The sequence below is a fragment of the Enterococcus sp. DIV2385 genome, assembly GCF_051711925.1.
GTDB classification, from domain to species: Bacteria; Bacillota; Bacilli; order Lactobacillales; family Enterococcaceae; genus Enterococcus; species Enterococcus faecalis.
On sequence record NZ_JBIONV010000001.1, the window covers coordinates 1,269,613 to 1,284,234 of the forward strand.

General features: G+C 37.7%; 15 protein-coding genes and 1 other annotated feature. Of the genes, 11 read left to right on the plus strand and 4 right to left on the minus strand.

Annotation, left to right across the window (positions count from 1 at the left end):
* Positions 1-129 precede the first annotated feature (129 nt).
* A complete protein-coding gene (locus IGM04_RS06265; protein ID WP_002357685.1) occupies positions 130-1,479 on the plus strand; it encodes a glucose-6-phosphate isomerase in 1,350 nt (449 codons plus the stop codon).
* A 65-nt stretch (positions 1,480-1,544) separates the two neighbouring features.
* Here IGM04_RS06265 and IGM04_RS06270 read toward each other — a convergent pair whose 3' ends face one another.
* Positions 1,545-1,724 carry a hypothetical protein gene (locus tag IGM04_RS06270; protein ID WP_002357684.1) on the minus strand — a complete coding sequence of 60 codons (180 nt, stop codon included), beginning with the start codon at positions 1,722-1,724 and terminating at the stop codon, positions 1,545-1,547.
* Positions 1,725-1,782: 58 nt separating this feature from the next.
* Positions 1,783-2,226, minus strand: coding sequence for a class Ib ribonucleoside-diphosphate reductase assembly flavoprotein NrdI (gene nrdI / locus IGM04_RS06275; protein WP_002382293.1), 444 nt, complete (start codon positions 2,224-2,226; stop codon positions 1,783-1,785).
* 208 nt (positions 2,227-2,434) lie between these two features.
* Positions 2,435-2,482, plus strand: a sequence feature (sodium ion sensor (DUF1646 type); this cis-regulatory element may regulate processes involved in with the transportation of sodium ions).
* 116 nt (positions 2,483-2,598) lie between these two features.
* On the opposite strand from nrdI, the gene IGM04_RS06280 reads away from it, so the two are divergent.
* From IGM04_RS06280 to IGM04_RS06325, 10 genes are all read left to right on the plus strand, one after another.
* Positions 2,599-2,922, plus strand: a complete 324-nt coding sequence (locus IGM04_RS06280) for a V-type ATPase subunit F (RefSeq protein ID WP_002381927.1) — start codon at positions 2,599-2,601, stop codon at positions 2,920-2,922.
* Entirely contained in the window at positions 2,912-4,891 is a 1,980-nt protein-coding gene (locus tag IGM04_RS06285) for a V-type ATP synthase subunit I (protein ID WP_002361772.1), read from the plus strand. The genes IGM04_RS06280 and IGM04_RS06285 overlap by 11 nt, the downstream gene beginning before the upstream one ends.
* 27 nt (positions 4,892-4,918) lie before the next feature.
* Positions 4,919-5,392 (plus strand): V-type ATP synthase subunit K, encoded by a 474-nt coding sequence (locus tag IGM04_RS06290; protein WP_002363905.1) that lies wholly within the window; start codon positions 4,919-4,921, stop codon positions 5,390-5,392.
* A gap of 16 nt (positions 5,393-5,408) precedes the next feature.
* Positions 5,409-5,990, plus strand: a complete 582-nt coding sequence (locus tag IGM04_RS06295) for a V-type ATP synthase subunit E (protein ID WP_002365627.1) — start codon at positions 5,409-5,411, stop codon at positions 5,988-5,990.
* A gap of 16 nt (positions 5,991-6,006) precedes the next feature.
* Positions 6,007-7,008: a V-type ATPase subunit gene (locus tag IGM04_RS06300; RefSeq protein ID WP_002363908.1), complete on the plus strand. Its 1,002-nt coding sequence runs from the start codon at positions 6,007-6,009 to the stop codon at positions 7,006-7,008.
* Positions 6,998-7,309: a V-type ATP synthase subunit F gene (locus tag IGM04_RS06305; RefSeq protein ID WP_002357676.1), complete on the plus strand. Its 312-nt coding sequence runs from the start codon at positions 6,998-7,000 to the stop codon at positions 7,307-7,309. Before IGM04_RS06300 ends, IGM04_RS06305 begins: the two co-directional genes overlap by 11 nt.
* 17 nt (positions 7,310-7,326) lie before the next feature.
* Positions 7,327-9,108 (plus strand): V-type ATP synthase subunit A, encoded by a 1,782-nt coding sequence (locus tag IGM04_RS06310; protein ID WP_179189115.1) that lies wholly within the window; start codon positions 7,327-7,329, stop codon positions 9,106-9,108.
* Positions 9,101-10,477 carry a V-type ATP synthase subunit B gene (locus IGM04_RS06315; RefSeq protein WP_002357674.1) on the plus strand — a complete coding sequence of 459 codons (1,377 nt, stop codon included), beginning with the start codon at positions 9,101-9,103 and terminating at the stop codon, positions 10,475-10,477. Before IGM04_RS06310 ends, IGM04_RS06315 begins: the two co-directional genes overlap by 8 nt.
* 4 nt (positions 10,478-10,481) lie before the next feature.
* Positions 10,482-11,117, plus strand: coding sequence for a V-type ATP synthase subunit D (locus IGM04_RS06320; protein ID WP_002357673.1), 636 nt, complete (start codon positions 10,482-10,484; stop codon positions 11,115-11,117).
* Positions 11,118-11,191: 74 nt separating this feature from the next.
* Positions 11,192-11,602 carry a hypothetical protein gene (locus IGM04_RS06325; protein ID WP_010825224.1) on the plus strand — a complete coding sequence of 137 codons (411 nt, stop codon included), beginning with the start codon at positions 11,192-11,194 and terminating at the stop codon, positions 11,600-11,602.
* A gap of 57 nt (positions 11,603-11,659) precedes the next feature.
* Here IGM04_RS06325 and IGM04_RS06330 read toward each other — a convergent pair whose 3' ends face one another.
* Positions 11,660-12,601 (minus strand): serine hydrolase, encoded by a 942-nt coding sequence (locus tag IGM04_RS06330; protein ID WP_086317861.1) that lies wholly within the window; start codon positions 12,599-12,601, stop codon positions 11,660-11,662.
* 94 nt (positions 12,602-12,695) lie between these two features.
* Positions 12,696-14,576 carry a fructose-1,6-bisphosphatase gene (locus tag IGM04_RS06335; protein ID WP_086317862.1) on the minus strand — a complete coding sequence of 627 codons (1,881 nt, stop codon included), beginning with the start codon at positions 14,574-14,576 and terminating at the stop codon, positions 12,696-12,698.
* Positions 14,577-14,622: the final 46 nt, after the last annotated feature.

The following is a 14,622-nucleotide window of genomic DNA, read 5'->3' on the forward strand; positions in this document are numbered from 1 at the left end:
GAGAATAAATATCTCTAATTAAATAGTTAAAATTAAACAATTGGTCTATCCAAAAGAATTTGCTTGAAAAAATGTCTAAAAACACGTAAAGTATACATGTAGTAAGTTTACTTTCGAGGAGGAAAAGGAATGTCACACATTCAATTAGATTATTCCAAATTAGCACCATTTGTTGCTGATCATGAATTGGAATACATGCAAACACAAGTCACTGCAGTGGACAAAGCATTACGTGAAGGTACAGGAGCTGGTAATGATTTTACTGGCTGGATTGATTTACCAGAAAACTATGACAAAGAAGAATTCGCGCGCATTAAAAAAGCAGCAGCAAAAATTCAATCTGACTCTGAGGTATTAGTAGTCATTGGTATCGGTGGTTCATATTTAGGTGCCCGTGCAGCAATTGAATTTTTGACACATTCATTTAATAATCTATTATCAAAAGAAGAACGAAAAGCGCCACAAATCTTCTTTGCTGGAAATAGCATCAGCTCAACTTATTTAGCTGATTTAATCAATGTGATTGGTGATCGTGATTTTTCTGTCAACGTTATTTCAAAATCTGGAACTACGACAGAACCAGCGATTGCTTTCCGCGTCTTTAAAGAGTTACTAATTAATAAATATGGCAAAGAAGAAGCCAATAAACGTATTTATGCGACAACTGACCGTGCTAAAGGAGCAGTAAAAGTTGAAGCTGATGCGGAAGGTTGGGAAACATTTGTGATTCCTGATGATGTGGGCGGCCGTTTTACTGTTTTAACGCCAGTAGGTCTTTTACCAATCGCTGTTAGCGGTGCGGATATTGATCGTTTAATGGAAGGTGCAAATGATGCACGTAAAGAATACGGCGCAACGAGCGACTTAAAAGAAAACCAAGCCTATCAATATGCTGCGTTACGTAACATTTTATATCGTAAAGGTAAAACAACTGAAATGTTAATTAACTATGAGCCTGGTATGCACTATTTCTCTGAATGGTGGAAACAATTATACGGTGAATCAGAAGGAAAAGATGGCAAAGGTATTTTCCCAGCAGCCGCAGACTTTTCAACTGACTTACATTCTATGGGTCAATATGTTCAAGAAGGTATGCGTAACTTATTTGAAACAGTGGTTAAAATTGAAAATCCACGCCATAGCATTTCAATTCCAGAACAAAATGAAGATCTAGATGGCCTAGGCTATTTACAAGGAAAAGAAATTGACTTCGTCAATACAAAAGCGTTCGAAGGTACGTTGCTTGCTCACACAGATGGTGGTGTGCCAAACATGATCGTTAAAGTGCCAACAATGGATGCTTATTCATTAGGTTATGTTATGTACTTCTTTGAAATTGCGGTGGGCATCTCAGGTTACTTAAATGGGGTTAATCCATTTGATCAACCAGGTGTTGAAGCTTACAAACGCAACATGTTCGCTTTATTAGGTAAACCAGGTTTTGAAGAATTAGCAAAAGATTTAAATGCACGTCTATAATTTGTAAATAACAGAAGAAAAGAGCCAGAAACACTTACGTTTCTGGCTCTTTTCTTCTGTTTAAATTATTTTTCCAATGGTTCGTTCCATTTTTTAGGACTCCAAATGGTTCCTTCCAATGCAACTTGAAGACTTTCATTATCATCTTCTAATTGTTCAATATATTTGATGGTTTCCTCGATAATAAAAGAATTGGGTTCTTCACTGATTGACTGAAGTTGTTCTGCTAACCATGTATTTCTCATTTTTCTTCACCTCAAAATGTAGTCTATCATAGGTGAGCTTTTTAGTAATGAAACTTGCTTATTGGTTTTCCTTTAAAATAGCATAAATTCGTTCAATATCCGCTTGGGTACCTCTTAATTCATAATCAGCTAAGAAGGGGAAGTTAAATTGTTCCGCATACTGTTTAGCTGTCAGGCAGTATTGGTGGTTAAAGTTTTTATTGCCGCTGCCCACCACGCCAGAGCAATAACGATAATTATTTTCAAAAGCAAGATATTCTCGCATGACTTCTGTTAAAATTTCGGTATTGCCATTGTTGATGCCATCGCCACCATCTAAATAGGTAGGCACAAAGGTAAAAAATGGTTCTGTTTCTACTTCTAACGGAGAATTTTCCGAAATTTCTTTGAAAGTAATCGTAGGATTTTTTTCGTTGTGCTGATGTTGCTCTTCAGAATAAGTTGTTAAACGTTGAACAAATGAGCGTGTATTACCAGAGATTGAAATATATCGTATATTCATCAGAGATCCCTCCAAATAAATTTAATTGTTTACGTAAGTATAGCACATCTATGTGAAAAAAATTCAAGATCAATAATTATAAAGCGAAAAAAATAATGCCTTTTTATTACCTATTATAAAAGTGAAAATTTGTTATTTTAATTCATTTGGGTAAGTATTGAATTTTGCGAAAAACTTTGCTAAGATGGTAGAGTATTGAATAAAGAATGGTTGGGCGAAAGCTTCAAGGATTCAGTTCTTCAAGGGGTGAGAAGAACAATTTTTGAGTTTGCGCCTTTTTGCATACCTAAAACAAAAGGGCTGAGCGTATCTCTATTTCGCTAGTCCTTTTTCTTATATGCTAAAGGTGTAAAAACTAAGGAGGTGGAGACAATGGTACAAGAAGTACTAGAGCAAATCAAGGCAGCGGAAGATGCGGTGGAAGAGCATCGGCAACAAGCTAAGATGAATTGTCGTTTATATGAAGAACAGAAGCAAGAACGTTTAGCTGAACTACGTCAAGAGAGTGAAGAAGCTGTTGAAAAAGTGCTGACGGATTCACTAGCAACGCAAGAAAAGATGTTACAACTTGAAAAAGAACAACTTTTAGATGAAACAAAGCGCACTGAACAAGCGCTTCACGAACGTTATGAAGCGAACAAAGAACAAGTCATTGATTCAATTATTGAGAGGGTGAAAGACGTTTATGGCAGTTAGTAAAATGGAAAAAATGACAATAATTGCCGCTGCCGAAAAAGAAGCAGCAATTCTACAAGCCATTCAAGGCTTGCAAATTGTCGAAGTAAAACGGATTTTTCATTCGCCTGAAGAAGAACAAGCCTTAAAGAGTCAATATTCTTTTTTACAAGCAGAACAGTCAACTGAACAGCTACGTAAATATGAAACGATGCTACAACAATTGCAAGAGCTTCTTTTATTTTTGACACGCTCTTCAGGAAAAGGCTTAAAGATAAAAAGAAAAGTCTATACCTTAGAAGAGTTGGAACAAACCTTTGATGAAGAAACATTACAAAGCTATTTGACGGAATTAAAGAATATTCAAGAATCTTTGAAACAAATTCAAACGGATCGTCAAGGATTAGAAGCCGAAGAAGAATTATTAGGCCGCTGGCAATATCTGGATATTTTACCGCATAAACAACAGTTAAAAAGTAGTTATGTCGTTCATGGTTCGATAAATCTAGCCAATAAAGCCAGTTTCTTGAGCGCTTTGTCTCAATGGCCAACGGTTTATTTTGAAGAAATTTATCAAAGTATGCATCATAGTTACTTTACACTCGTTTACCTGAAGGAACATCAGCAGAGTGTAACCGAGTTATTAAACCAATATAGTTTTGAACCACTCCAATACCGTTATGATGTTCCACCTAAAGAGGCATATCAACAAGTCAAAGAACGATATGAAATTTTACAAAAAGAAGAAAAAGCCTTAAAGCAACAACTGGCTTCTTATCATGATTTTTATGAAACGTTTTGCTTGGCTGAAGAAGTCTTATTGGCGGTTATCCAAAGAGAACAAGCACGTCAACATTTGTTAAATGCTTCATCATTTTTCATCTTGCAAACGTGGATTCCAGTCGAAGAAAAAGCCGATATTTTGACAGCGATTGAAGAAAAAGTTCCTAAGGACGAAATAGCTCTTACTTTTGAAAATCCTACGAAGGCGGAAATTGAGACGGATATACCAGTTAAACTAGCGAATAATAAATTGGTGCAGCCGTTTGAAATGTTAACAGAGATGTATAGCTTACCAAAATATGAAGAAGTTGATCCGACACCTGCGATGATGCCGTTTTATCTAGTCTTTTTTGGCATGATGGTAGCGGATATTGGCTATGGCTTACTGATGCTACTCTTGTCTATTATTGCTTTGAAAGCATTTGTTTTACCGAGAGGCATGAAACGTTTTGCCGACTTTTTCTTGATTTTATCATTTCCAACAATTATTTGGGGCTTCATTTACGGTTCGTTTTTCGGTGCAGCATTACCGCCAACAATGTTTGGAATCAAATCACCATTTCCGATTTTATCAACGACCGAAGATGTAAATACGATTCTTATTTTATCGGTTATTTTTGGGTTTATCCAATTGGTTGTCGGTTTAATGATTAATGGGATTCAGTTATCAAAACAAAAGCGCTATTTAGATAGTATTAACGAAAGTTACGCTTGGTTAGGGATTTTGTTTGGTTTAGCATTGTTAGTCGTTGGTAAATTAGTGGTTAAAAATGAAGGCTTATTTACAGCAGGTGCGATTTTAGCTAGCCTTTCTGCCATTGCAATTATTGTGATTCCAATGATTCAATCGAAGGCCAAATTAAAAGGCTTAGCCAAAGGACTGTATGGACTATACGGTGTGACAGGTTATGTCGGTGATTTAGTTAGTTATACACGTTTGATGGCGTTAGGAATTGCTGGGGGAAGTATTGCTTCAGCGTTTAATATGCTCGTAGAGTTCATGCCGCCAGTTGCCCGTTTTAGCGTGGGCATCTTGCTGTTAATTGTTTTACATGCGTTAAACATATTCTTATCGTTATTAGGTGCTTATGTTCATGGCGCACGTTTGCAATATGTTGAGTTCTTTGGAAAATTTTACACAGGCGGTGGCCGGGCGTTTAATCCGCTAAAAACAAAAGAAAAGTATGTCAATGTTGAGAAAAAATAGAAAATTATTTATTGGAGGAAAATAGAGATGATGGATTACTTAATTAATAATAATGGTGGAATTGTTTTTGCAGTATTAGGAATGGCAATGGCGACAATTTTTGCTGGGATTGGATCAGCCAAAGGGGTTGGCTTTACTGGGGAAGCAGCAGCAGCTTTAACGACGGAGCAGCCAGAAAAATTTGGTCAAGCGTTAATTTTACAGTTATTACCAGGTACACAAGGACTATACGGTTTCGTTATTGCTTTCTTAATTTATATTAACTTAGGAAACGATATGAGTATGGTTCAAGGATTGAACTATTTTGTAGCAGCTTTACCGATTGCCTTTGCTGGATTGTTCTCTGGGATTGCCCAAGGTCGTGTAGCCGCTGCGGGGATCCAAATTTTAGCGAAGAAACCAGAACATGCAACAAAAGGAATTATCTATGCTGCCATGGTTGAAACTTATGCCATCTTAGGGTTCGTAATTTCCTTCTTACTTGTATTGAACGTCAAATAATTGAGGAGGCAGATGGATGGATGCCATTGAAAAAATCATCAGTGAAATTAAGCAACAAGGAAAGCAAGAAGTCGAAGCCTATGTCACCAGTGAACAAACGCGCATCGATCAAGAATTCCAAGCAGCACAACAAGAAATTTTGCTGAAGCAAGAACATGAAATAGAAAAACGACAACAACAATTATTAAAAGAATTTAAACAACGCCAACAACGGCAAACACTAGAAATTCGTCAGGATGCATTAAATAAAAAACAAGCATATCTTAACCAATTATTTGACGAAGTGGTCTTAAAGATGAGTGAATGGTCAGCAGAAGAATTTCAACAATTTATGAAAGCACAATTAGGTTCACTTGAATTAACAGGAAAAGCGACCATTCTTTTAGGCGAGTATTCTCAAACGAAAGTGACGCAAGAATGGCTGACCGCTCTTTCTGATGCTACTGTTCAATGGGAGCTTTCAGAGGAAGTTGTTCCAAAAGAAAGTGGCTTTATCGTTGCAAAAGACGGTTTGGATTATAATTTTCTCTTTTCAGCATTAGTTGAAGAGATTCAAAAAACAGAAGGCTTTAAAGTAGCAGAAAAACTTTTCAGTTAAGAAGGGAGGACGTAGAATGAGAAAACCAACGTATCATCAAATTAATCCGCTGATTCGTTTAAAAGAAACGGAGCTGCTTTCTGAGCAACAGTTTCAACAACTTTTAGAAGCGGAAACAGTTGAAGACGTTAAAAATATGTTAAAAAGTACGGTTTATCAACCTTATTTAACCGAAACTTTTGAAGAAAAATTTGACTACCATTCTTCTGAAGCGCTGGGAAGTCTTTATCGCTGGTTATATGAAATGGCTCCAGAACCAGCTGTAGTAACGTTGTATACGATGCGTTTTACCTTCCATAACTTGAAAATTTTGACGAAAGCTGAGCGAACAGGTAAAGATTTTGATTATCTTTATTTAGAAGATGGTCGTTATTCTCTAAACACAGTCAAAAGTGCCATTCATACAAAAAACTCTTCCGAACTTGAGCCAGCGTTGTTAGAAGTGATTCGTGATGTTTTTGCCTATCTGGAAGAAGGCGGTTTGCCACAAGCAATTGATATCCTTTATGATCGAGCATTTTTACAGCAACAGCGAAAATTGGCGGATGAATTGGGCTATGAAGAGTTAACGAAGGAAGTCATCGCTTTTATTGATTTAACCAATCTATCAACGATGGCTAGAGGGATTGTTCAACATCAAAACAGTAACTTTTTATCAACCGTGCTTTCTAGCGCTGGCAGTCTCTCAAAGAAAGAGCTGTTGACCTATGCGGAAAAGTCACTTGTAGAATTTACAGCATTTGTCAGAACAACGAATTACGGACAACTATTAGAAAAGATTATCAATAAAGAAACCAATGAATTAAATTTATTGGCTTTTGAAAAACTCAAAGATGATTACCTGACCTCAATGTATGAAAACGGTCGGACGGTTGCTTTTGGGCCGCTCCCATTACTAGCCTTTTTGAATGCGAAAGAAGTTGAATGGAAAAATTTGCGTTTAATTTTGGTCGGAAAACATAGTGGGTTTTCAAATGAAAAAATTCGAGAAAGGATGCGAAAAGTCAATGGGGTATAAAATTGGTGTCATTGGAGACAAAAATTCAATCTTACCATTTAAACTGTTTGGCTTTGAGGTCCATCATGCCATTTCAGAAATGCAAGTTAGAGAAGCCATTGAAACTATGGCAAAAAATAAGTTTGGGGTCATTTTCATAACGGAAGAAGCCTCTACTTTAGCAGAAGAAACGATTGAACGATACAAAGAACAAGTGACACCAGCGATTATTTTAATCCCAAGTCATAATGGTACAATCGGAATCGGTTTAAGTGAGATTGAAAAAAATGTTGAAAAAGCAATTGGACAAAATATTTTATAATGCAAAGGAGAATGAGCGTGCAAATTGGAAAAATTGTCAAAGTTTCAGGTCCTTTGATTTTAGCTGAAAACATGTCAGATGCTAGTATCCAAGACATTTGTCATGTAGGAGATTTAGGCGTTATCGGAGAGATTATTGAAATGCGAGGCGACGTCGCTTCGATTCAAGTATATGAAGAAACAACAGGCATTGGACCAGGAGAACCAGTTATTTCAACAGGAGAACCATTATCTGTTGAATTAGCCCCAGGTTTAATTGCCGAAATGTTTGATGGTATTCAACGACCATTGGATACATTTCAAGAAGTAACCCACAGTAACTTTTTAGGCCGTGGCGTTAAAATTGATGCGTTAGATCGTGAGAAAAAATGGACGTTTGAACCAACTGTGGCAGTTGGTGAAGAAGTGTCGGCAGGTGACATCGTCGGTGTGGTTCAAGAAACACCGATTATTCAACATAAAATTATGGTGCCTTTCGGCGTTTCAGGAACGATTGCCGAAATTAAAGCAGGTGACTTTGCCATTGATGAAACAGTTTACTCAGTGAAAACGGCTAAAGGAACGGAAAGTTTTAGCATGATGCAAAAATGGCCCGTTCGGCGGGGACGTCCCATTTTAGAAAAACTAAGTCCCAAAGTACCGATGGTGACCGGACAACGCGTAATTGATACCTTTTTCCCAATTACGAAAGGCGGAGCGGCAGCAGTTCCAGGACCATTTGGCGCTGGAAAAACAGTCGTTCAGCACCAAATTGCTAAGTGGGCCGATGTCGACTTAGTCGTTTACGTTGGTTGTGGGGAACGCGGGAATGAAATGACAGATGTTTTAAATGAATTTCCAGAATTAATTGATCCAACAACTGGTGAGTCTTTGATGAATCGGACGATTTTAATTGCGAATACGTCAAATATGCCGGTGGCGGCACGGGAAGCCTCGATTTATACAGGGATTACCATTGCAGAATACTTCCGTGATATGGGTTACTCAGTCGCAATTATGGCGGATTCTACTTCTCGTTGGGCAGAAGCGTTACGAGAAATGAGTGGCCGATTAGAAGAAATGCCTGGTGATGAAGGCTATCCAGCCTATTTAGGTAGCCGCTTAGCTGAATATTATGAACGAGCAGGACAAGTCATCGCGTTAGGAAAAGATCATCGTGAAGGAAGCATCACAGCGATTAGTGCGGTTTCGCCATCTGGTGGGGATATATCAGAACCTGTCACCCAAAATACGTTACGCGTTGTTAAAGTATTCTGGGGCTTAGATTCCCAGTTAGCACAAAAACGTCATTTTCCTTCTGTTAACTGGTTGCAAAGTTATTCTCTTTACTCCACAGAAGTAGGGCAATATTTAGACTTGGAATTGCAAGGGAACTGGGCCGCTATGGTAGCTGAAGGGATGCGGATTTTACAAGAGGAATCTCAATTGGAAGAAATTGTTCGTTTGGTTGGGATTGATTCCTTGTCGGATAAAGACCGTTTAACGTTGGAAACAGCCAAATCATTACGGGAAGACTATTTGCAACAAAATGCTTTTGATGACGTGGATACGTTCACTTCTCGAACCAAACAAGCGAAAATGTTGCAATTGATTCTAACTTTTGGTGAAGAAGGTCAAAAAGCCTTAAGTTTAGGCACTTATTTCTCTGAGTTAATGGTGGGAACAGTTGAAATCCGTGATCGCATTGCTCGTAGCAAGTATTTACCAGAAGAAGAATTAGAAAAATTGGATCGTTTACAAGCAGAAATTAAAACAACGATAAAAGAAATCATTGCTGAAGGAGGAATGACGAATGATTAAAGAATATCGCACAATCAATGAAGTCGTTGGTCCTCTGATGATTGTTGAAAAAGTGGCAGGCGTAAAGTACGAAGAATTAATTGAAGTACGCATGCAAAATGGCGAAATTCGCCAAGGGCAAGTTTTAGAAATCAATGGAGATAAAGCGATGGTCCAAATTTTTGAAGGAACGAGTAATATCAATATTCGTGATTCAAAAGTTCGCTTTCTGGGACATCCTTTAGAATTAGGGGTCTCGCCAGATATGATGGGGCGCGTTTTTGACGGCTTAGGTCGCTTAAAAGATAATGGACCAGAATTATTACCTGAGAAAAAATTAGATATTAACGGCGAAGTTATCAATCCAGTTGCTCGTGATTATCCCGATGAGTTCATCCAAACAGGGATTTCAGCGATTGACCATTTAAATACCTTAGTTCGTGGTCAAAAATTACCTGTTTTTTCAGCTTCTGGCTTACCTCATAAAGAATTAGCGGCACAAATTGCCAGACAAGCCAACGTGTTAAATAGTGAAGAAGAATTTGCCGTAGTTTTTGCGGCCATTGGGATTACCTTTGAAGAAGCGGAATATTTTATGGAAGATTTCCGTCAAACAGGCGCAATTGATCGTTCAGTCTTGTTTATGAACTTAGCGAATGATCCAGCCATTGAACGGATTGCAACACCTAGAATGGCTTTGACAGCCGCTGAATATTTAGCTTATGAAAAGGGCATGCATGTCTTAGTTATCATGACGGATATGACCAATTATTGCGAAGCGTTGCGAGAAATTTCAGCAGCACGCCGTGAAGTTCCAGGACGTCGTGGTTACCCAGGTTATCTTTACACGAACTTAGCAACGTTGTATGAACGGGCAGGCCGAATTCGTGGCTCAAAAGGTTCCGTAACACAGATTCCTATTTTAACAATGCCAGAGGAGGATAAAACACATCCAATTCCCGATTTAACTGGCTATATTACGGAAGGGCAAATTATCTTGTCTCGGGAACTATATAAGAGCGGTATCCAACCACCAATTGATGTATTGCCATCACTTTCCCGTCTTAAAGACAAAGGAACTGGCGAAGGCAAAACGCGCGGGGATCACGCAGCAACGATGAATCAATTGTTCTCAGCCTATGCACAAGGGAAACAAGCCAAAGAATTAGCTGTCATTTTAGGAGAATCAGCTCTTTCCGATGTCGATAAAATTTACGCAGCTTTTGCCCAACGTTTTGAAGAAGAATATGTCAATCAAGGATTCGATACAAACCGTTCGATTGAAGAAACGTTAGATCTTGGGTGGGAACTATTAAGTATGCTACCGAGAACAGAACTAAAACGAATTAAAGAGGATATGCTCGATCAATATTTAACTGAAGGGAAGTAGAAAAATGGCTCGATTAAATGTTAATCCAACCCGTATGGAACTTTCCCGATTGAAAAAACAGTTAACTACGGCCACGAGAGGTCATAAGTTGCTGAAGGACAAACAAGATGAATTGATGCGACGGTTTATTGCGCTAGTCAAAGAAAACAATGAGTTACGTATTCAGGTTGAACAAGAAGTGACAGATGCGTTATCAAATTTTGTATTGGCAAACGCAACGTTGAACGAAGCCTTTATTGAAGAGTTAGTGGCAATTCCAGCCGAAAAAGTTGAATTAGAAATTATTGAACAGAACATCTTAAGTGTGCCAGTTCCTAAAATGATTTTTGATTACGATGAATCGGTTCAAGAAGCACCCTTAGATTATGGCTACGTGAATTCAAACAGCGAGCTTGATCAAGCTTTTGCTAAAATTTCAAGCATTTTACCGAAATTATTAGCACTTGCAAATGTTGAAAAGACGTGCCAATTATTATCAAAAGAAATTGAAAAAACGCGTCGTCGTGTCAACGCCTTAGAGTATATGACGATTCCACAATTAGAAGAAACAATTTACTACATTCAAATGAAATTAGAAGAAAATGAACGTGGCGAAATTACACGTCTAATTAAAATTAAAAGCATGAACAAAGAAAATTAATGGTTAGAAAGAACGAGTGCGAAGCCAGTTGGTAGCTTTCGGGCTCGTTTTTAATAAAAAAGGGAGTGGAAAAAATGAAAAATGAAGAACGCCGCAAAGCGATTGCACTGAATTGTCAAAAATACGAAAGTGATTATGCTCACTTGGTGGAACCAATCAATGAGCTACTGTTAAACTTGGGAGCGGCTATTTCAGAAGAAGCCGCGAAGCAAATCATTCTGAATGTAAAACGATATCATCACGGCGTGAAATATCTTCCTGAGTGTCATTTAGATGAAAGTAACCAATTTATCGAAGATGGGCTTGAAGCTCTTAAAAAGGGAGATTTAGGCAACGGTGCGTTACAACTATTTGGTGCTGGCTTAAACTTTGCTAGTTTTGCAGCAAAAGCACAAGGAACCAAAAAAATTGATGCCCACCAAATGTTGGCAGAACGTTTTACGAAGTTGTTGTCTGTACAAATGGATAATGATAACAAACAATAAAAAAATACCCTTGGTTTATTAAGTCGTCTTAATAAACCAAGGGTATTTTTTTAACTGTTATTGATTAGGATATTCAGACACCTGTAATTGCCATAGCTTATCTGTCACTGAAGCAATAAACGCAGCACTCTTAGCATTATCAGGTCCTTTAGTAAAAATTGCTAAAGCAAAGGGGTGAGGTGTTTCTAAAATCCCCATATCATGAATAAATTCATCATAGGAACCAATTTTATGAGCAACTTTTCCTTGAGTTGTGGGAGTTTCCATTCTTTCATGGAAAACACTTTGTTTCATAGAATCATAAATCGCTTGGTAATCTGGTTTTGTTACTTTTTCAGTATATAATCTTTGTAGAATAACTAGCGCATCTTCCGAAGAAAATTGTGGCTCTTCAATCGAAGGTGTCTTGTGCAAATAACGCTGATACATTTCTCGTTTTGCTTTTGCATCACCACCCAATGTATCATAAAGCATATTTTTAGCGATATTATCAGAATAGGTGATGGCATATTCTTGTAACGTTTTTAATGGATATTCTGGTTGGATATTATAGGCAATGATTCCAGTTCCTTCTTCATAATCTTCTTCAGCGTTATAAGGAATCAGGTCTGGCCATTTTTTTTGACCAGAAGCAACCGTGTCGGCGACTAACATCGTCAGTGGCACTTTAATAGTACTAGCTGTATAAAATTCATGTTGGCCATTCACAGAACGTTGTTCGCCAGTTTCCAAATCTAAATAACTAATCCCGACCGTTCCTTCAAATTCTTTGACAGAAGCGACGAGCAGGTCATTTATTTTATCAAAAAATACTGCATTTGCTGAATTGTTTTCTTCCTTGTCTTTCGTATGTTTCTCATGTTTGGCGGAATCAATTGTAACTTTTTGTTCAGATTCTTTGGCATAATCTTCGCCACGACTTGAGAAGAAGAAGCCTACAATTAGGAAAAAGCAAAGAAAGAAAATGATGCCGTATAGTGAGAGTTGCTGTTTCTTCAATGTAAAACCCTTTCCGTTTCTCTAATAGATATTTTTCTCAACTCCTCCATTTAATCATTTTTCGGATAAGAGCGCAAGCGTCTTTTTAATGGCACTACTGGTTTTGTTTCATTTGTTTTTGGAGTGCTTGCGATTGCTTTAATAGCTCTTTGCCGATAGTGGTATCTTTCACTAATAGCCGCTGTAAGGGGCGATCGATGACTTGTTTGATGGAATGAATGTCTTGATTATTTAAAATGGCTGTTTCTTTACTAGAAAAAGATTTATGCGCGGTCAGTTGTAACCCGAACGAGTTGTACAACAATGTATAACCAGCAATTCCAGTAATTGTCTGATAAGATTTTGAAAAGCCGCCGTCAATTACGAGAAGCGTGCCATTTGCTTTGATTGGCGATTCGCCTTTTGTTCGTTTAATTGGTGTATGGCCATTAATGATATGTCGATTTTCACCAGTCACTTCAAATTCATCTAGGATTCTTTCACAAACTTCAACCGTATCACGCAAAGAGTAGTAAGGATTCTTTTCTTCATGATGTGTTTCTTTTTCAGCGAGAAAATAACGCTCAAAGGTTTTCATAGCTCGTTTACCAAATAATGAGGAGCCTTCGCCACACCAAAGATACCATAAACAATCTGTCGCATAGTCATCTGTACTAGCAGGCTGAGCGTAAGCTTCTTCTAACATTTCCTGAAAGAAGTCTACTAAAGCTTTTCCTGAATAGGAGTGGCCTTTAAATGTATAAGCTTGAAAAGTACCGTCCGCATTCAGAGGCAGACAGCCATGAATCAATAAATTTTGATTATACACAAGGTAAAGAGAAGCTTTTTCCATTAGAAAGCGCATGTGTTTTGTTAACCGCGGCGAAGACTGAAATTGCGTTAATAAATCATCAATTATCTGTTTTTCCTCACGTGTTAATTGGTAAGGCTGCTCTTCAGAAACGGTTTGGAAACAGCTGTTAATTAATGTATAACGACATTCGTCAAAAGTAATAGTTTCCCCTTGAATCTTATCTAAGCGTAGCCGATGTGCCAAGTTAAAATCAGGGCGTCGACCAATAATTTGGCCTTCTAGTTTTTCTTGAATAATGGCAATGGCTTGTTGCACACGCATCGCTACTTGTATTTCATCTTCAGTTAACGCACGATAGGGATTTTTCTTAGGTGCAAAAGCAGGATTTTCTTTATATGTTTCTAAACTAAATTTTTTTAAGGCGGTTAAATCGATAGCATAACGTTCTTCTAACAAATCTAAATTTCCATAGCGAGCACAAATACGCACTACATTGGCTAAACAAGCCAGTGAACCACTATAAGCAGCCAGCCAAATCATATCGTGATTGCCTAGTTGAATATCCAAGGAGTGATAGGACATTAATCGGTCCATAATTTTATCTGGTGCTGGCCCCCGATCATAGATATCCCCAATAACATGTAGGTGATCAATAATCAGACGTTGGATTAGATAAGCTAATTCTGTCACGAAACGTTTGGCTTCACCTAGTAAAATAATTTTTTCAATAATTTGTTGATAGTAACCGTTTTTGGTTGTTGTTTCATCATATTGATAAATCAATTCTTCGAGAATATACCCATAGGTTTCAGGAAGGGCTTTGCGAACTTTAGAACGTGTGTACTTCATCGAAGAAGAACGGACGATTTCAACCAGACGGCGAATCGTTAATAGCCACCATTCATAAGAGAGGGCGCTTTCATTTTCTAAAAGTGTTAATTTTTCTTCTGGATAGTAGATAATAAAACAAAGCTCGTCCATCTGATGGGCATTTAATTCTTGTTTAAATAAAAATTGAACTTTTTCTCGGATTCGCCCAGAACCATTTCTTAAAATATGGTCAAAAGCTTCAAATTCACCATGTAAATCACTGACAAAATGTTCTGTTCCTTTCGGTAAATTCAAAATTGCTTCCAAATTAATAATTTCTTCAATTTGTTGATCGCGGTTCAGTGTAGCCAAGTCATCTGCCTTCTTTCTTTTTCGTATATACCAATTTTGATTTAAA

Excerpts from the sequence above, each read along its gene's own strand:
- nrdI (WP_002382293.1), bottom strand. The coding sequence starts at position 2,226 with ATGAATATACGATATATTTCAATCTCTGGTAATACACGCTCATTTGTT.
- IGM04_RS06295 (WP_002365627.1), top strand. The coding sequence starts at position 5,409 with ATGGATGCCATTGAAAAAATCATCAGTGAAATTAAGCAACAAGGAAAG.
- IGM04_RS06305 (WP_002357676.1), top strand. The coding sequence starts at position 6,998 with ATGGGGTATAAAATTGGTGTCATTGGAGACAAAAATTCAATCTTACCA.
- IGM04_RS06315 (WP_002357674.1), top strand. The coding sequence starts at position 9,101 with ATGATTAAAGAATATCGCACAATCAATGAAGTCGTTGGTCCTCTGATG.
- IGM04_RS06285 (WP_002361772.1), top strand. The coding sequence starts at position 2,912 with ATGGCAGTTAGTAAAATGGAAAAAATGACAATAATTGCCGCTGCCGAA.
- IGM04_RS06290 (WP_002363905.1), top strand. The coding sequence starts at position 4,919 with ATGATGGATTACTTAATTAATAATAATGGTGGAATTGTTTTTGCAGTA.
- IGM04_RS06265 (WP_002357685.1), top strand. The coding sequence starts at position 130 with ATGTCACACATTCAATTAGATTATTCCAAATTAGCACCATTTGTTGCT.
- IGM04_RS06280 (WP_002381927.1), top strand. The coding sequence starts at position 2,599 with ATGGTACAAGAAGTACTAGAGCAAATCAAGGCAGCGGAAGATGCGGTG.
- IGM04_RS06270 (WP_002357684.1), bottom strand. The coding sequence starts at position 1,724 with ATGAGAAATACATGGTTAGCAGAACAACTTCAGTCAATCAGTGAAGAA.
- IGM04_RS06325 (WP_010825224.1), top strand. The coding sequence starts at position 11,192 with ATGAAAAATGAAGAACGCCGCAAAGCGATTGCACTGAATTGTCAAAAA.
- IGM04_RS06320 (WP_002357673.1), top strand. The coding sequence starts at position 10,482 with ATGGCTCGATTAAATGTTAATCCAACCCGTATGGAACTTTCCCGATTG.
- IGM04_RS06300 (WP_002363908.1), top strand. The coding sequence starts at position 6,007 with ATGAGAAAACCAACGTATCATCAAATTAATCCGCTGATTCGTTTAAAA.